At 36.5% G+C, this 17,297-nt stretch carries 15 protein-coding genes and 1 pseudogene; 3 read left to right on the top strand and 13 right to left on the bottom strand.

Translation table 11 applies throughout. From position 1 onward, the window contains the following. Nucleotides 1-738: 738 nt before the first annotated feature. Nucleotides 739-2,762 (bottom strand): annotated as a pseudogene (locus tag BWD162_RS00850) (M3 family metallopeptidase). 344 nt (nt 2,763-3,106) lie between these two features. Here BWD162_RS00850 and mgtE point away from each other — a divergent pair. The 3 genes from mgtE to ppa all read left to right on the top strand — a co-directional run bounded on the left by mgtE (nt 3,107) and on the right by ppa (nt 7,195). Continuing rightward, nucleotides 3,107-4,483, top strand: a complete 1,377-nt coding sequence (mgtE, locus tag BWD162_RS00845; RefSeq protein ID WP_078705030.1) for a magnesium transporter — start codon at nt 3,107-3,109, stop codon at nt 4,481-4,483. Between the two features lie 287 nt (nt 4,484-4,770). Continuing rightward, nucleotides 4,771-6,597 (top strand): translational GTPase TypA, encoded by a 1,827-nt coding sequence (gene typA / locus BWD162_RS00840; RefSeq protein ID WP_078705029.1) that lies wholly within the window; start codon nt 4,771-4,773, stop codon nt 6,595-6,597. 67 nt (nt 6,598-6,664) lie between these two features. Further along, nucleotides 6,665-7,195, top strand: a complete 531-nt coding sequence (gene ppa / locus BWD162_RS00835) for an inorganic diphosphatase (RefSeq protein ID WP_078705028.1) — start codon at nt 6,665-6,667, stop codon at nt 7,193-7,195. Between the two features lie 55 nt (nt 7,196-7,250). Here the strand turns inward: ppa and BWD162_RS00830 are convergent, their stop codons facing one another. From BWD162_RS00830 to obgE, 12 genes are all read right to left on the bottom strand, one after another. Continuing rightward, a complete protein-coding gene (locus BWD162_RS00830; RefSeq protein ID WP_078705027.1) occupies nt 7,251-7,577 on the bottom strand; it encodes a DUF167 domain-containing protein in 327 nt (108 codons plus the stop codon). A 30-nt stretch (nt 7,578-7,607) separates the two neighbouring features. Next, a complete protein-coding gene (locus BWD162_RS00825) occupies nt 7,608-7,901 on the bottom strand; it encodes a YggT family protein (RefSeq protein ID WP_078705026.1) in 294 nt (97 codons plus the stop codon). A 340-nt stretch (nt 7,902-8,241) separates the two neighbouring features. Further along, entirely contained in the window at nt 8,242-8,799 is a 558-nt protein-coding gene (locus BWD162_RS00820) for an invasion associated locus B family protein (protein WP_078705025.1), read from the bottom strand. A 106-nt stretch (nt 8,800-8,905) separates the two neighbouring features. Beyond that, nucleotides 8,906-9,427: an RNA pyrophosphohydrolase gene (locus BWD162_RS00815; protein WP_078705024.1), complete on the bottom strand. Its 522-nt coding sequence runs from the start codon at nt 9,425-9,427 to the stop codon at nt 8,906-8,908. 59 nt (nt 9,428-9,486) lie between these two features. Then, entirely contained in the window at nt 9,487-10,797 is a 1,311-nt protein-coding gene (locus tag BWD162_RS00810; RefSeq protein WP_078705023.1) for a S41 family peptidase, read from the bottom strand. Further along, nucleotides 10,787-12,040, bottom strand: coding sequence for a murein hydrolase activator EnvC family protein (locus BWD162_RS00805; RefSeq protein WP_153300979.1), 1,254 nt, complete (start codon nt 12,038-12,040; stop codon nt 10,787-10,789). Before BWD162_RS00805 ends, BWD162_RS00810 begins: the two co-directional genes overlap by 11 nt. A gap of 124 nt (nt 12,041-12,164) precedes the next feature. Continuing rightward, entirely contained in the window at nt 12,165-12,647 is a 483-nt protein-coding gene (rlmH, locus tag BWD162_RS00800; RefSeq protein WP_078705021.1) for a 23S rRNA (pseudouridine(1915)-N(3))-methyltransferase RlmH, read from the bottom strand. A 3-nt stretch (nt 12,648-12,650) separates the two neighbouring features. Next, nucleotides 12,651-13,094 (bottom strand): ribosome silencing factor, encoded by a 444-nt coding sequence (gene rsfS, locus BWD162_RS00795; RefSeq protein WP_078705020.1) that lies wholly within the window; start codon nt 13,092-13,094, stop codon nt 12,651-12,653. 57 nt (nt 13,095-13,151) lie between these two features. After that, the gene (locus tag BWD162_RS00790) at nt 13,152-13,745 is read right to left on the bottom strand and encodes a nicotinate-nucleotide adenylyltransferase (protein WP_078705019.1); all 594 of its coding nucleotides are present in this window, start codon (nt 13,743-13,745) and stop codon (nt 13,152-13,154) included. A 23-nt stretch (nt 13,746-13,768) separates the two neighbouring features. Then, nucleotides 13,769-15,025, bottom strand: a complete 1,257-nt coding sequence (locus BWD162_RS00785; RefSeq protein WP_078705018.1) for a glutamate-5-semialdehyde dehydrogenase — start codon at nt 15,023-15,025, stop codon at nt 13,769-13,771. A gap of 51 nt (nt 15,026-15,076) precedes the next feature. Then, nucleotides 15,077-16,216 (bottom strand): glutamate 5-kinase, encoded by a 1,140-nt coding sequence (proB, locus tag BWD162_RS00780; protein ID WP_078705017.1) that lies wholly within the window; start codon nt 16,214-16,216, stop codon nt 15,077-15,079. A gap of 5 nt (nt 16,217-16,221) precedes the next feature. Beyond that, nucleotides 16,222-17,244: a GTPase ObgE gene (gene obgE / locus BWD162_RS00775; RefSeq protein ID WP_078706101.1), complete on the bottom strand. Its 1,023-nt coding sequence runs from the start codon at nt 17,242-17,244 to the stop codon at nt 16,222-16,224. Between the last annotated feature and the right edge of the window lie 53 nt (nt 17,245-17,297).

The raw sequence follows: 17,297 nt of genomic DNA, 5'->3' as shown, positions 1-17,297 counted from the left end.
AGGAATTTATAGATTTCACTGTTGCCTACGAATTTAACAAACTTCCTATTAATAGTCTTGCTACGACTACTATAAAAATTGTAATGCTTACTTCCAGCTTCACTTCGATTGATCATCGTTCTTGGAAAAAATCATATTTTTTAATTCACTAAAAAATAAGCCAGGTATATTTTAATGGTGATAAATGCGAAGTGAGATCAATCACGATATCCAATAGCATTCTTAGCAATTATTTAACAAAAATGAATAGACTTTTATAAGCAAAGAGCTGTCAAAATTGATAAAAACTTTCATAATTCTGAAAAATTATGAATATGGATAGGTTAACCTGCCCTTGCATGACAAAAAAATAAATTTTTACGTATTCTATATGAAAATCCTATAAGTATAGGAAGAATATTTTATCTATATTTGAAACAATTTTACTGACAAATGAAATCTTGTATTCAAGCTATAAGAAAAAGCTAAACCTACAATCTTGAGTACCAAACTAACAACCTCTTTATGAGAGAGGTCACAAAATAGCTATTTACCCAACAAAATAAATTACAGCCCGATAAAATGCAGTCATGTAAATAACTACTAAGTAGGTCAAATCAATAATTCTTTCCCCATAACCTTTTTTAAAATATCAAATCTAATTTTTTATTACGCTATCATAATGAATTAAAAATTTGCGCATAACCTGAAACACCTAAAATAAAAAAATAGTGTAGTCTACGCTGCACTATGTATGATTTACAACCCCCGTTTTTTAATCATCGCTTCTGGTGAAGGCAACCTTCCCCGAAAAGCTTTATAAAGCTCTTTTGGATCACAACTACCCCCAGAAGAATAAATAAAACGCTTCAATTGGCTAGCAAGTTCTGGGTTAAAAACATCACCAGTTTCCTCAAAAGCTTGAAATACATCAGCATCAAGAACTTCTGACCACATATAAGAATAATAACCAGCAGCATAACTATCCCCTGAAAACACATGTGTAAAATGTGTAGGACGATGGCGCATAATAATTGTGTCAAGCATTTCTAACTTTTCTAATTCCTTATACTCAAACAATATTGGATCAGAAACTATTACTCCTTTATGAAAAGCGATATCTATTAAAGCTGATGAGATATATTCAATAGCACAAAAGCCAGCATTAAATGTTTGTGCTGATATAATCTTATCCAGCAAAGTTTGCGGCATAGGAATACCTGTTTTTACATGCGTAGCATAAGATTTTAGCACCTCTGGTACAGTCAACCAATGCTCATAAAGCTGAGAAGGAAGCTCAACAAAATCACGCGAAACCGATGTTCCTGCTATGGATGGCCATGTTACATTAGAAAGCAAACCATGTAACGCGTGTCCAAATTCATGGAAAAGTGTACGCGCATCATCTAGTGATAAAAGAGCAGCATTCCCTTTAGGAGGCTTTGCAAAATTGCAAATATTATAAATGATCGGTTTTTGTCCACCATTTAATTTATGTTGCGACTGCAGCTGACTCATCCATGCGCCAGATCGTTTTGAAGAACGTGCGAAATAATCGCCAATAAAATGCCCAAGTAAACTACCATCAGAATGTTTAACCTCCCATAAACGCACATCAGAATACTAAAGTGCAACAGCTGTTTTTTCTTCAAATGAAATTCCAAAGAGCTTCTTTGCCACTGCAAAAGCTGCTTCAATCATACAATCAAGCTGAAAATATTGTTTAACCTCAGCTTCATTGAAAGAAAATTTTTCAGCACGCAATTTTTCAGCATAATAACGCCAATCCCAAGCTGCTAATGGCTCATTGCTCCCTAGACTTTTGCTAAATTTTGTAATTCGGTCTGTTCAGTAGCAGCCTTAGCTTTTGCTCGTTCCCATATAGGCATGAGCAAATTCATAACTGAACTAACACTCTTGGCCATGGTATTATCAAGTTTTAAATCTGCAAAAGATTCATATCCCAGCAATTTGGCTTTTTCATTCCGAAGCGTGATCATTTCTATAATAATCGCCCGATTATCATTATCGTTATTATTTTCACCACGTTTAGACCAAGCTTGAAATGCTATTTCACGTAAATCACGACGATTAGATAATTTTAAAAAAGGCTCAACAATTGAACGTGCTAATGTTAACGCATAAAATCCATCACGACCTTTTTCGCAAGCAATTTCCTTCATTGAAGCAATAAGATCATCAGATAAGCCAGATAAATCCGTTTGTTCTAAAAACAAAATCCATTCAGCTTCATCTTTTAATACATGTTGACCAAAAGTAGTGCCTAAAAAAGAAAGTTTTTCATTGATTTCAACAAGACGCTTCTTACCTTGTACGTCAAGTTTTGCACCGTTACGAATAAACTTCTTCCACCATAATTCAATTACGCGCTTCTCTTCACCGTTATACACGCCTTGCTGCGACTGTATATATAGTGTATCCATCTTTACAAATATTCTCGCATCCATCATAATTTTCGAAAAATAACGAGATAATTGTACAGTAAATTCTTGCTCTAACTGCTGAATCAATACATTGCTATGCGCGCCTGAACGTAAGAAAAATATTGAACATACACGATCAAGTGCCTTGCCAGAAAGTTCAAAAGGCTGTAAAAAATTCTCAAGTGTTGGAGGCTCTTCCACAGATGCAATTGCCTCTACTTCTTTTTCAGCTTCCTTAAGAGCTTGTTCAAAAGCGGGTTTAAAGTCATCATCACTTATTGAGGCAAAATCGGGAAGTCCTGAAAATCCGTTCCAATCCAAAACTGCTGTTTTTGTCATAATATTTATGCCTCCATTATACGCTTAAAACAAAATGATTACTTTCAGCATACAAACTCTCTTGGAAGAATTATCGAGTATGCTCTGAAACAAATTTTTAAATCCAATATTTTGATAGAAGAAATAAAAAAGCAAAAAATTATTTTATTATAGGATACACAAATACAAACAAGTTTCATTTATTTAAAAAATGAAATTGTTTATAGACTGTGATCTATCCTTGACTTTATTTTAAATATTCACAATCTCAACAACAATTCAGAGAAATGTTTCTAAGTTTTTTATCAACTTTGATTGATCCTATCCATATACCTGAATCTTATAATTTTGGAAGGCGCTTTACCATGACTGAAATAAAAACAACCTTCGACTTTAAAAATCTTTCTCCTGAAACTCTCGCTGAAGAATTAAAAAACCGTCATTTTGCTGATTCAATTGATATAATCAACGATCTAGATATTATGGAACGCGTGACTGTTTTTAGTCTTTTACCTCTTGATTATGCCATTGAGCTCTTTGACAAACCAGAACTTGAACAACCAGCAGCTATTCTTGAACTTTTACCTACTAATCGTTCTGTTGAAATTCTTGAGGGTATGTCCGCAGATGCTGCTGCAGACGTTTTTCAAGAAATGGATAGAAAGACCCGTACACGGCTTTACGCCTTGTTGAAACCCTTAACTCGAACCGAACTTAAAAAACTCACCAGTTATCCCAACCATACGGCTGGTGCATTAATGACAACAGAGTTTATCGCTATCCCAGCAGACTGGACTGTTAAAAAAACTCTAGATCACATTCGTGACGTTGAACGAACACGTGAAACAGTTTACACAAGCTATGTCATTGATCCCAAAACAGGTGTACTTCTCAAAGCTGTTTCGTTACGAAATCTTATTCTTGCCTCACCTGATGATCAAATTCTCAATGTCGCTACACATGATACACCTATCACAATATCACCCTTTACAGATCATGAAGATATTGCTCGTCTTTTTCAACGCCATGACCTTCTCTCTGTACCAGTTATTGATGACAGTAACCACGTTATTGGCATTGTAACAGTTGATGATGTGCTTGATACTATGGTTGATGAAATGAGTGAAGATGCTTATAAATTTGGGGGTATGGAAGCTCTAGATAAACCTTATATGCAGATAAATTTTCTTGGAATGATGAAAAAACGTGGTGGGTGGCTAGCTCTGCTTTTTCTTGGTGAAATGTTAACAGCCAGCGCTATGCAATATTTCGAAGCAGAGATTGAAAAAGTTATCACCCTTACACTATTTATTCCTCTTATTATGAGTTCAGGAGGAAATTCTGGCTCACAAGCAACATCACTTATTCTTCGTGCATTAGCTTTACGTGAACTTACACTTAAAGATTGGTGGAGAGTTATTCTCCGTGAGATCCCAGCAGGAATGTCTCTTGGCTTTTTACTTGGAATCATTGGAATAATGCGCATTGTTATCTGGCAACAACTGGGCATCTATAACTATGGTGAACATTGGATTTTCATCGCTATAACAGTGGGTGCAACTTTGGTCGGAATCGTTACATTCGGTTCTTTGTCCGGTTCCATGCTGCCTTTTATTCTTAAACGTTTAAAATTTGATCCAGCAAGTGCTTCAGCTCCCTTAGTAGCAACTTTAGTAGATGTCACAGGTATTGTAATCTATTTTTCTGTTGCTTCTCTTATTTTATCTGGAATTCTACTTTAAAATGAGAAGCAAAAAGCACATTCAAAGCGACCTAAAATCTCTTCTATAATGCAATTAGATGCGTTATTTATTCTCTGTACATGCTATATAAACGCCCATCTTATAAAAAAGTGTTTTTGTACATTCTTGCTTAAAATTGTAAAAATCTTCTCAGACACTTGTCTACAAAAACCAGTTCTCCTCTTCCAAAAGTATAAAAAAACTTGTAAAAGGCTTTAAATTGTGAAGTTAAAAATACAAAAACTTTGCCTCAAATGAAATTTCATTAAACGAAAAGAAGAAAATTTATGCAATTGCGTAATATTGCCATTATTGCCCATGTCGACCATGGTAAAACAACACTCGTGGACGAACTTCTCAAACAATCAGGAAATTTCCGCGATAATCAGCGCACCAGTGAGCGTATGATGGATTCAAATGATATTGAAAAAGAACGCGGTATTACAATATTAGCAAAAGCGACATCGGTTGTTTGGAAAGATACCCGGATTAATATTGTTGATACCCCTGGTCATGCTGATTTTGGTGGAGAAGTCGAGCGTATTCTCAATATGGTAGATGGAGCAATTTTGCTTGTTGATGCAGCTGAAGGCCCTATGCCGCAAACTAAATTTGTCGTTGGGAAAGCATTAAAAGTAGGATTACGCCCTATTGTTGTTATCAATAAAATTGATCGATCTGATGCGCGTGCTGATGAAGTTATTAATGAAGTTTTTGACCTTTTTGTAACTCTTAATGCAACTGATGAACAGCTTGATTTTCCTATTCTTTATGGATCAGGTCGCGATGGATGGATGGCTGAAACTTCTGAAGGACCAAAAGATCAAGGACTGAGTTCCTTATTTGATCTTGTGATCCGCCATGTGCCTGAACCTACTGTAACGGAAGGACCGTTTCGTATGATTGGCACTATTCTTGAAGCAGATCCGTTTTTAGGCCGAATCATCACAGGTCGAATTCATTCGGGTTCTATTAAACCCAATCAAAACGTTAAGGTTCTTGGACAAAATGGAACGCTTTTAGAAACTGGACGTATTTCAAAAATTTTGGCATTTCGTGGACTGGAACGACAACCAATTGAAGAAAGTGCCGCCGGTGATATTGTAGCAATTGCTGGTCTACAAAAAGGCACTGTTGCTGATACTTTCTGTGACCCCACCATCAATGAACCACTCACAGCTCAACCCATTGATCCTCCCACTGTGACCATGAGTTTTTTGGTGAACGATAGCCCCCTTGCTGGTACTGAAGGAGATAAAGTTACAAGCCGCGTTATCCGTGATCGTTTGTTGAAAGAAGCGGAAGGTAATGTAGCCCTTAAAATTGAGGAATCAACCGATAAAGATTCTTTCTATGTTTCAGGACGAGGAGAATTACAACTTGCAGTACTCATCGAAAACATGCGTAGAGAAGGATTCGAGCTCAGTGTTTCACGCCCACGTGTAGTTATGCAGAAGGATGAAAATGGAATAACTCTTGAACCAATCGAAGAAGTTGTGATCGATGTTGATGAGGAATATTCCGGAACTGTTGTTCAAAAAATGTCAGAGCGCAAAGGAGACATGATTGAATTACGTCCATCTGGTGGTAATCGTGTACGCCTTGTCTTTCATGCACCGACTCGTGGACTTATTGGTTACCAATCCGAACTGTTAACCGATACACGTGGTACAGCAATTATGAATCGCCTTTTCCATTCTTACGAACCTTATAAAGGAGATATCAGTGGCCGTACTAATGGCGTGATGATTTCAAACGATAATGGTGAAGCTGTTGCTTATGCACTTTTCAACCTTGAAGATCGAGGACCTATGGTAATCGATGCTGGTGCTAAAGTCTATCAAGGCATGATTATTGGTATCCATTCACGCGATAATGACTTAGAAGTGAATGTTTTAAAAGGAAAAAAGCTAACCAATATGCGTGCTTCTGGTAAAGATGAAGCTGTAAAATTGACCCCTCCAATTAAAATGACATTAGAACGTGCATTATCGTGGATACAAGATGATGAACTTGTTGAAGTGACCCCTAAAAATATTCGTCTACGTAAACTCTATTTAGACCCAAATGAACGCAAGCGCTTTGAAAAAACACGTTCACCAATTTCAACCTGATCATAATTTCTTTAACCAAATATTCTAGTGCATTTGGTTTGATTTCACTCCAGAAAGGATATTTACAATGAATATTAAAGAGATCCCTATTGGCAATAATCCACCAGAAGATATTAATGTTATTATTGAAGTGTCTGTTGGTAGCCAACCAATAAAATATGAGATGGATAAAAAATCTGGATTATTATTTGTTGATCGCTTCCTCTATACACCTATGGTCTATCCCGGTAATTATGGCTTCATCCCACATACACTTTCAGAAGATGGTGATCCACTTGACGTTCTTATTTGTAATACTCGTCCACTTATGCCTGGTTGTGTCATCAATGTTTGCCCAATCGGAGCTCTAATTATGGAAGACGATGGTGGTAAAGATGAAAAAATCATCGCTGTCCCCACCCCAAAATTAACGCAGCGATACGTTAATGTTCATGATTATACGGATCTTCCCAAAATCACATTAAAGCAGATTGAACATTTCTTTAAGCATTATAAAGACCTTGAGCCTGAAAAATGGGTTAAAATTGAAGGTTGGCGTGATAAAAACTTTGCATGTGAATTGATTAAGGAAGCTATCGCAAATGCAACAAAGGAATAGAATAAATTAACCCTAATAAATCAAAGCCTGTTTGTTCAAACAGGCTGTATAGTTTTCATTTACGTTTTTGTAAATGTACATTACTCATAAATTGCAATTTCTGTTCAAGCTCTTTTATATATTCTGAAAAGTGAAGCTGTTTATAACGTGATGTTGTACCACTTTTAAGAGAAATATAAGAAGACGGTATTTTCCATTGCCTTGCTAAAAATTTAATTAACGCTTTGTTTGCCTTGCCATCTTCAGGAACAGTACGAAGACGTATAACTAAATGCTGTATTTCACCGTCTCTACTCTCAATCCCTACTATGTTATCCATTGAAGCTCTGGGAATTAAACGCACGAATAAAATTAAGCCGCTGGTATCAATACGGTACAGCATCTTTATCTATCCTGGTGTAATATTCTCATATTATAAGAATAAACCTACATAAGCTCGCCACATAAAAATACGAATAAAATAAATAATCAGAAATACTATAAGAGGTGAAATATCAACTGCTCCAAAATTTGGCAAAAAATACCGGATACGACTTAAAATCGGCTCTGTAGCGCAATAAAGAAAATTCCCTATCATTGTAACAAAGGAATTATGCGTATTTATTATATTAAATGCACAAAGCCAAGAAAAGACAGCATTGGCTACCAAAATAGCAACATAAATACTGAGAATGAGATCAATAACTTGAAGCAATGCATAGATCATTCTTTATTCCTTTACTAACTAATAGAATAAAAGATCATATATAGCGCATTCATGACAGCAAACCTACCGAAAGGTTCTACAGTTAAATTCTTTTTTCATCAAAAAAATGATAAGCAGCTTAATTGTTAGACACATATCTATGATACAACTAAACAATAAATACTAGATAAGATAATAGTCAGTTTAAATAGGAGAAAATCGAATAGAAAAAGGAGCATCAGAAACCGCTCACTTACTTTCCACTCAACTAACTCACGTAATTTCAGTCCCTTTTCTCTACAAAAAACTGTTTTAAAATTAAAAACGGCCTTTTTAGGCCGTTTTTAATTTAATAGAAAGGTCACTTTTGCAAGATAATTAAACGATTAAGCGCATCGCCAAAACCATTCAGTTGAACGAACAAATCATTCAAAGGTGGTTCACCTGGACCAGCAACCGTCATAGATAATTTCAACTGCTTTCCAGTGCGTAAAGCTGCCACAAAACTTTTATCAAAAATTATAGGAACAACACAACCTGCTGGCACACAAGTCCGGACACCGGTTTCAATAACAGTTTTTGAATCATCTACATGTAAACGAATGGGCTTAGAAACTAAAATACCAAAAGGGACCGTTAAATTCCCAGACACAACGTCATCAGCATCAAGCACAACATTCATCGCCACTACAACACGATTCTGGTCATTAACTTCCTGACGGAGCATGAAACAAACTTTCTTTCCTTCCTGTATACCACAGTTAACGCTCCACAAATCATACGTCTCTGTTAATGAAGAAGCACCATTTGGTAACGTAGTTACAGAAGGTTTAGCAATTGGTTTTGAATTCTGGGCAAATGCTACAGGAGAAATACTTAATAACGCAGAAATTACAAAGAAATTTAGTAATTTTTTCATTTTATACTCAGTTCCTCACATAAATAGAATCACTTCGACTACTTCTAATAGCAGTGTATGATACTAAAGTATCTCAACGAAACAATAGCTTTTTGTAATCATAAATTCATAAATATCTAAAACTATTTCGAAACTCATTAACAACTTGTATATAAACATGTTTCTTAAAAGAAATAACAAGTGATGGAAGTGCTTCTAAATTAACCCATTTCCACTGATTAAATTCTGCTTTATTACCATCAGGTGGGGGATTAATTGTGATTTCAGAAAGCTCTCCCATAAACTGAAAAGCAAACCATTTTTGTATTTGTCCACGATATTTACTATCCAATACGTGCCCAATAAGTTCTTGTGGAAAATCATAAGAGAACCAATCTCGTGCTTCTTTAATTAACTTTATCGATCGAATACCTGTCTCTTCATAAAGTTCACGTCGTGCTGCATCTAGTGGATTTTCACCCTCATCAATTCCTCCTTGAGGTAACTGCCAAAGTTTAGATATATCAGTGTTTGCATAAGTAAACGTCATCAAACGGCGTCCAATCCAAACTTTACCTTCATGATTAAATACAAGCATTCCAACGCCTTTCCGATAAGGAAGAACTTTGAAATCTACAATTGTATCCATTGAACAACCTCTTAAAAGAGCGTACCCCATCTAAAAGCGTAGATTATAAATATTTTTTATTACTTTAAAATACCTTTATTAGGATCTGGCGGAAATGCTGCATTTACTATTTCACCTCGTAAAAGTTTATAGGCTTGATTCAACTGAACATCATCTTTAGGATCCTTCGGAACAAAAGCAGCTGAACCAGACCCTTTATCACTTTCTCTTTTCCCTTTAATATGTCCTTTTAACTCAGATTCACCAAGCGTTACATTATAATTCTTATATTTTTCAGGTAATGGCTGTTCTACAATAATATCTGGAGTAATTCCGGTTCCTTGAATTGATGCTCCAGATGGCGTGTAATACAGCGCTGTCGTTAAGCGTAAAGCACCATTTTCACCCAAAGGAATAATAGTTTGAACAGATCCTTTACCAAAAGACTGTGTTCCTAAAATTGTAGCGCGACGGTGATCTTGTAAAGCACCTGCAACAATTTCAGAGGCACTAGCTGAACCACCATTAATAAGAACAATAAGAGGTTTCCCATTAGTTATATCACCTTGCTTAGCATCAAACCTCATCACGTCATTTTTTTTGCGACCACGTGTCGATACAATCTCACCTGTATTGAGAAAAGCATCTGAAACACTTACAGCCTGATCTAATAAACCACCAGGATTAAGCCGTAAATCAAGAACATACCCTTTTAAATTATTTTGAGGAATTTTAGACTGAATCTCTTTAATTGCAGCTTTAAGATTAACAAAAGTTTGTTCACTAAACTGAATGAGTCTCAAATAACCAATATCATTTTCAATACGATATTTCACCGCTTTTACCTTTATGATATCACGCACAATCTTAATCTCTAGCGGTTCATCAACACCAGAGCGAATAATTGTCAGCGTAATTGGTGTTCCAACAGCACCCCGCATTTTATTGACAGCTTCACTCAATGTTTGCCCGTTCGTTTCTTTGCCATCAATTTTTGAAATAATATCCCCTGCTAAAATACCTGCTTTTGAAGCAGGTGTATCATCTATCGGAGATACAACTTTTATTAAGTTTTTCTCCATAGTCACCTCAATACCAAGACCACCAAATTCCCCCTTAGTAGAATCCCTCATGTCCTTGGCTTTCTCAGCATCCATGTAAGACGAATGTGGATCAAGAGATGAAAGCATACCATTGATAGCATTTTCAACAAGCTTTTTATCATCCGGAACTGTCACATATTGGGCTCGCACTCGTTCAAAAATATCACCAAATATGGCCAACTGTTTATAAGTATTATTTTCATTATTTGCAGAAACAGACTGTACGACAACCATTGAGCTAGCACTGAGCAACACCCCAACGATTAAAAAAATAACTTTACGAATCATTTTTGTCCCTCTTCAATTTTTCAGTCCGCCACCAAGGGGTTGGATTCACAGGTTTTCCATCTTTTCTAAACTCAATGTAAAGCATTAGAGCATTTTTACCTATATCTAATGTAACTGTACTTGCAACAAATTGTGTACTCATCACCCCAAGAGGCTCACCCGCAAAAACAAATTGTCCTTGAGTCACGTTTATTTTTTCCATCCCAGCAAGAATGATATGATAACCGCTTCCAACATTAAGAATGATTATCTGCCCATAAGAACGGAATGTTCCAGCAAAAGCAACAAGAGCATCTGCAGGGGTTGTTACCAAAGCCGCTGGTTCTGTTTCAATTATTTCACCAAAGCGCGTAGCATGAGAACTACTATTAAATCGTTGAATTTTTTTTCCAGATACAGGTAAAAGTAAAGAACCTTTTTGACTCTCAAAATTAAGCTTTTTTAATAATTGAATATTCTTCTGCATTTGTGTTGATGAATCCACGCTAAACTGTGACTCATGCTCAAGCTGTAAAATTAATTCTTCTAAAGACTGAGCTTTCTTAGAAAGAACTCGATTTTTTTGTTGTTGCTCTATAAGTTCTTTTTCCGATTTTTTTTGTAATTTTGCTTTTTCACTTAATAAAAGCTCTAAATGTTTCCGCTGCTCAGCTTGATTTTGTATTTCATTTCTTAAAGCTGTACATTCAGCAGTAATAAAATAGCTCAAATTGGTTAATTTCTTGAGATTAGCTGACAAAACAAGCGTTTTCTCCTGCATCTTAGGAATGACAGCTCCCAATAGAACAGAACTGCGTATAGAAATCAATATATCTTCAGGGCTTACTATAATAGCAGGAGGTGGATTTAGTCCCATCCGTTCTAAAATAGCTAACACTTCCGTAAATTCAGTGCGACTATTCTTTAAATTTTGGTGTACTTGTGCCTGCTGCTTTATAAGTTCTTCAAGCTTTTTTTTCCTTTCAGTAATATTATTTTCTATATCATGTTCTTCCTTAGCCACTTTGATTAATTCATCAGTTAAAGTACGTTGATCTTTTTTTAAACGAATAACTTGACGATTAAGAAAAGAAATACGCTCACGTAATACAGAAATATTTTGACGAATTTCTATCAACATTTTATGCGCTGTTTCACGACTATCATTATCTTCAGCATACGATACAGATGAGTAAAACCCTATACTTAACATCAGTACCATAAACATCATGTATGGCTTATATAAAATATTGCATCTTTTCATGAAGAATCTGCTTCATCTGCCTAACCGTCAAGCACAATCATATCAAATAAAACGCTTTAAACGGTGTCAACTAAAACAATATTAATAAATCACAACAAATAGATGCTAAAAATCATACAAAAAGCTAAAAACGGTGATATGGATGATGACTCATAATTGTTACAGCCCGATAAAGCTGTTCTGTAAGTAATATACGTGCAATTTGATGCGGCCATGTCATCAAACCAAAAGATAAAAGAAAGTCAGCGCGATTTCTAACGCGCTCACTATGTCCATCAGGCCCTCCTAAAGCGATTATTAAATCACGAATACCCTCGTCGCGATAAAATGCTAACTTTTCAGCAAAAGCAAATGATGGAATTAATTTTCCACGCTCATCTAATACAATTAATCGGCACTTTTCAGGCAAAGCTTCAAAAAGTTTTGCACCTTCCTCTTCCATACGCTGACATGCTGTTTGAGCCCGACTTTCTGATATTTCTTGCATTTTTTTAAAATGAAATCCAGCAACTCCAGCACTTTTCGAAAAACGATCTAAATAACGATGAGTTAATGTCTGCTCAGCTCCTTTTTTCATGCGTCCAACAGCAAAAATAGAAATTTGCATAAGTCAATTGTCTCCAAAGACAATCGTCTTTATATCGTCCAAATTTGGAGTAAGCCATATTTTTTCTAAATTATAAAAAGCACGAATTTCTGGACGAAAAAGGTGAACTATAATATCTCCCGTATCAATTAATACCCAATCACCCGTAGAAAGCCCTTCCACTTTTGCCTTGCCGTATCCACTATCTTTCCAAGTCGATAACAAATGATCAGCAATAGCTGATACATGACGTTGCGAACGCGCCGAAGCAATAACGACATAATCAGCTAAAGATGATTTGCCCTGAACATCAATAGAAACAATATCTTCTGCTTTTGCATTTTCTAAACTATCGAGAATAATTTTAAGACCATCAGATACTAAAAAGAATTTTTCTTTTACCAGTACTTCTGCGACATGATGGCGTTTTTGTGAATTATTTTCCAGGTCGATATCCTTTCTTATCATTCGAAATATAGAAAAAAGGAACTTTCTTATACAGATTTGCAGAATCTTATAAAATGTTCAAGAAAAATTATTTTCTTTTAAGCGAAGCTGTGTTGAACTCTGAAAAGATAAAGGTCCATGCAAATAAGTCCAAGCCGGTGGCGACATAAAAGGTAAAAGTGCACTTTTTCTTTCATCCAAACGAAAATAACGGTAAGTTCGTGCCACAGGAGAAGAAAGCGCTGGCGTACGTACCCAAGGACGATCAACAATCGCAATAGGAAGCATAGATATAATATCACGCCACCGATGCCAATGATGAAACGTCGCTAAAGTATCTGCACCTATAACCCATACAAAACGTATCCCTCTATAGCGTGCAAGAATATGAGCAATCGTTTCGACCGATATCGTGCTGCCTATCTTCTTCTCAAAACCACTGACACGAATCTTTGGATGATCAATAAGCTCAAAACTTAGTCGCATTCTTTCGTGTACAGATGGTAATTGTATACAATCTTTTAAAGGATTTCCTGGAGTTACCATCCACCACAATTGATCAAGACGTAAACGCCGAATTGCAGTTTTTGCAACAAGAAGATGTCCCACATGCGGTGGATTGAATGAACCACCAAATAGGCCAACAATACTCGACCTTTCGATATGTGGCATACAATTTTCCCATGGGAATTGATTCAAGGTCTAACCTGCCCATTTCCTGTAATTTGATATTGAAATGACGTCAATTGTTCAATACCAATTGGTCCACGTGCATGTATTTTTCCTGTCGCGATTCCAATCTCTGCTCCAAAACCGAATTCACCTCCATCTGCAAATTGTGTTGATGCATTATGAAGTAAAATAGCTGAATCTAAATGCTTAAAAAATACTTCCACCGCTCTCATATCCTCAGCAATAATTGATTCAGTATGTCCTGATGAATAACGTTTAATATGCTCAATGGCTCCATCTACACTATCAACTGTTTTGACAGAAAGAATTGCATCAAGATATTCATAAGACCAATCTTCCTCATCCGCTAATTTGATTTCTGGCATCATTGAAACAATATCTTCTGTCGCACGAATTTCACACCCTTTTTCCTGTAAAGCAGTAAGAATAGGAAGAAATTTGTTTAATGCCTGACGGTCAATTAAAACTGTTTCAACAGCTCCACACACACCTGTACGTCGCAACTTTGCATTTAACACAATATCACGCGCCATGTCTAAATTTGCTGATTTATCAATATAAATATGACAAAGACCCTCTAAATGTGCAAAAATAGGAACACGCGCATCAGATTGAATACGTGCAATGAGATTTTTTCCACCACGAGGTATAATAACATCAATTGTACCATCCAATCCCTTGAGCATTTCTCCAACAGCAGCACGATCTGTAGTTTCAACCATTTGAATAATGTCTTTAGGTAAGCCAGCTTTCTCTAACCCTTTTACCAGCGCTAAATAGAGAGCATATGCAGAATGAAAACTATCTGAACCGCCACGCAAAATTGCAGCATTTCCAGATTTTAAGCATAAAGCACTTGCATCAATTGTAACATTTGGTCGACTTTCATAAATAATACCAATCACACCAAGTGGTGTTCGTATACGGCGTATATGTAACCCATTGGGGCGTGTCCATTCGCTTATCATTTGTCCGATAGGATCAGGAAAATATGCAATCTGTCTGACACTGTCTATTATTGTGCGCAAACGTAATTCATCTAACTTTAGTCGATCAATCATCGCTGGCTTCAAATTGTTTTGAGCTGCATTTGCTAAATCTTGACTATTAGCACGTAAAATCTCACTTGACTGAGCCTCCAAACTCAGAGCTATCATTTCCAACGCATTTTTTTTTTGTTCAGCAGAAAGAATTGCAAGCTTTGAAGCAGCATTACGCGCTCTTTGCCCCATGGCTTTCATCTCTTCTTTTAAAGTCATGCCAATTATCCATTTATCAAAAAGCAATCAATACATTAAAAACTAGCTTTTTTAAGAAAAACCAGCTAAATTACGTACAATCATATCATTACGATGTACCATAGCAGAGCGCGACTCATACCCGAGAATATGCTCTATTTCTTCATTTTTACGCCCTATAATGCTTTCTGCTTCATCTTTGTCATAGCTTACAAGACCGCGAGCAATCTCAATTCCATTTTCATCAACAATTGCGACTGTATCTCCACGAGAAAACACTCCTTTAACCGCTACAACCCCCGCAGCCAATAATGATTTCCCAGATTTAAGGGCATTCACAGCTCCTTGATCAATAGTTAAAATACCAGATGGATCTAAATTACCGGAAATCCATGTTTTCCATGCATTGACTGGTTTTTTACTTGGAGCAAAAAAACTGCTACGTTCTCCTTGGTCAAGCGCAGAAAGAGGATTCATACGCTTTCCCGAAGTAATGACCATAGCCGTTCCAGAAGAATTAGCTATTTTTCCAGCGTCAAGTTTCGTTTTCATTCCACCCCGAGAAAGAAGTGAATCAGAACCACCTGCCATTTTCTCAATATCACTTGTAATGGATGCAATAAAAGGAACAAATTCAGCGTTTGGATTGAGATGAGGTGATTGTGTATAAAGACCGTCAATATCTGATAAAAGTATTAAAAGATCACAACCCATCATAGTTGCGACACGTGCTGCTAAACGATCATTATCACCATAACGAATTTCGCTGGTTGCTATAGTATCGTTTTCATTAATAACAGGTATTGCTCTAAAGCGTAAAAGTGTATTAATCGTAGCACGTGCATTGAGATAACGCCGACGTTCTTCTGTATCAAATAATGTCAGCAAAATTTGGCCTGTTCTCAATCCATGTGGAGCAAGAATATCAGTATAAGCCTTGGCAAGTTCAATTTGCCCCAAAGCAGCACATGCCTGGCTTTCTTCTAATTTTAAAGCACTGTTAGGAAGATGTAATAATGTCCGTCCTAAAGCAATAGCACCAGAAGATACCAATAAAATTTCAACTCCCTTTTGGTGTAATACAACAATATCACTTATCAAACTTTGAAGCCATTCAACACGTAAACCTATTTGGGGATCAACTAAAAGTGCAGAACCAACTTTAATTACAATGCGCTTATATTGCTCAAGTTTTTGCAATTCAACCGCCATCTTTTTTAACCCTGCTTATCTTTACTAATATTGCTTTTATGTTCCATTTCAATCATGTGAGCGACAACACGTAACACATTGTTTAAACCTTCATGACTAACCGCAGAAAACATCATAACAGATTTACCAATCGCCTTTTGCAACATCTCTTGTTTAGCCTTACACTCCTCAATAGAAAGAGTATCTATCTTGCTTAAAGCGACAATTTCATTCTTATCGCTTAAACTATTTCCATACGCCTCAAGTTCAGTACGAATAATTTGGTACGCCTTGACCACATCTTCTTCTTGAACAGAAATTAAATGAATTAAAACACGGCACCGTTCTACATGCCCTAAAAAACGGTCACCAATTCCCACACCTTTATGCGCTCCTTCAATTAAGCCAGGAATATCAGCCAAAATAAACTCACTATCATCAATACGCACAACACCCAGATAAGGATACAGCGTGGTAAAAGGATAACTCGCAATTTTTGGTTTTGCAGCTGTTACTGACGCTAAAAAGGTTGATTTTCCAGCATTTGGCAAACCAATCACCCCTCCATCAGCAATCAGTTTCAAGCGCAGCCACAATGTATGCTCTTCTCCACTCAAACCAGGATTTGCATGGCGGGGCGCCCTGTTTGTAGATGTAGCAAAATGAAGATTACCAAAACCGCCGTTGCCTCCTTTTGCAAGACAGTACCGTTGACCAACTTCTGTTAAATCACAAATCAGCGTCTTATTATCTTCTGCAAAAATTTGTGTTCCAACCGGTACTTTAAGGACAACATCTTCACCTTTTTCGCCCGTCATATTACGCCCTTTACCATGCCCACCCGTTTTTGCTCTAAAATGCTGCTGATAGCGATAATCAATTAATGTGTTGAGCCCATCAACAACAGTAACCCAAACGTCACCTCCACGCCCCCCATTACCCCCATCGGGACCTCCAAATTCTATAAATTTTTCACGACGAAATGATACTGCTCCTGCTCCACCATTACCAGAACGAACATAAACTTTGGCCTGATCAAGAAATTTCATGGCAGTGCTCACAAAAGAATTAATTACATTTATTTTTATAGAAAATAGATCAA

The sequence above is a fragment of the Bartonella sp. WD16.2 genome, from assembly GCF_002022505.1.
Taxonomy (GTDB): Bacteria; Pseudomonadota; Alphaproteobacteria; order Rhizobiales; family Rhizobiaceae; genus Bartonella.
The sequence above is the reverse complement of the archived record's forward strand: the minus strand, read 5'-3'. Positions and strand labels throughout refer to the sequence as shown.

What these genes read in the sequence shown, in the direction of transcription:
- mgtE (WP_078705030.1), top strand. Translation starts at nt 3,107, where the DNA reads ATGACTGAAATAAAAACAACCTTCGACTTTAAAAATCTTTCTCCTGAA.
- typA (WP_078705029.1), top strand. Translation starts at nt 4,771, where the DNA reads ATGCAATTGCGTAATATTGCCATTATTGCCCATGTCGACCATGGTAAA.
- ppa (WP_078705028.1), top strand. Translation starts at nt 6,665, where the DNA reads ATGAATATTAAAGAGATCCCTATTGGCAATAATCCACCAGAAGATATT.
- BWD162_RS00830 (WP_078705027.1), bottom strand. Translation starts at nt 7,577, where the DNA reads ATGCTGTACCGTATTGATACCAGCGGCTTAATTTTATTCGTGCGTTTA.
- BWD162_RS00825 (WP_078705026.1), bottom strand. Translation starts at nt 7,901, where the DNA reads ATGATCTATGCATTGCTTCAAGTTATTGATCTCATTCTCAGTATTTAT.
- BWD162_RS00820 (WP_078705025.1), bottom strand. Translation starts at nt 8,799, where the DNA reads ATGAAAAAATTACTAAATTTCTTTGTAATTTCTGCGTTATTAAGTATT.
- BWD162_RS00815 (WP_078705024.1), bottom strand. Translation starts at nt 9,427, where the DNA reads ATGGATACAATTGTAGATTTCAAAGTTCTTCCTTATCGGAAAGGCGTT.
- BWD162_RS00810 (WP_078705023.1), bottom strand. Translation starts at nt 10,797, where the DNA reads ATGATTCGTAAAGTTATTTTTTTAATCGTTGGGGTGTTGCTCAGTGCT.
- BWD162_RS00805 (WP_153300979.1), bottom strand. Translation starts at nt 12,040, where the DNA reads ATGAAAAGATGCAATATTTTATATAAGCCATACATGATGTTTATGGTA.
- rlmH (WP_078705021.1), bottom strand. Translation starts at nt 12,647, where the DNA reads ATGCAAATTTCTATTTTTGCTGTTGGACGCATGAAAAAAGGAGCTGAG.
- rsfS (WP_078705020.1), bottom strand. Translation starts at nt 13,094, where the DNA reads ATGATAAGAAAGGATATCGACCTGGAAAATAATTCACAAAAACGCCAT.
- BWD162_RS00790 (WP_078705019.1), bottom strand. Translation starts at nt 13,745, where the DNA reads ATGCCACATATCGAAAGGTCGAGTATTGTTGGCCTATTTGGTGGTTCA.
- BWD162_RS00785 (WP_078705018.1), bottom strand. Translation starts at nt 15,025, where the DNA reads ATGACTTTAAAAGAAGAGATGAAAGCCATGGGGCAAAGAGCGCGTAAT.
- proB (WP_078705017.1), bottom strand. Translation starts at nt 16,216, where the DNA reads ATGGCGGTTGAATTGCAAAAACTTGAGCAATATAAGCGCATTGTAATT.
- obgE (WP_078706101.1), bottom strand. Translation starts at nt 17,244, where the DNA reads ATGAAATTTCTTGATCAGGCCAAAGTTTATGTTCGTTCTGGTAATGGT.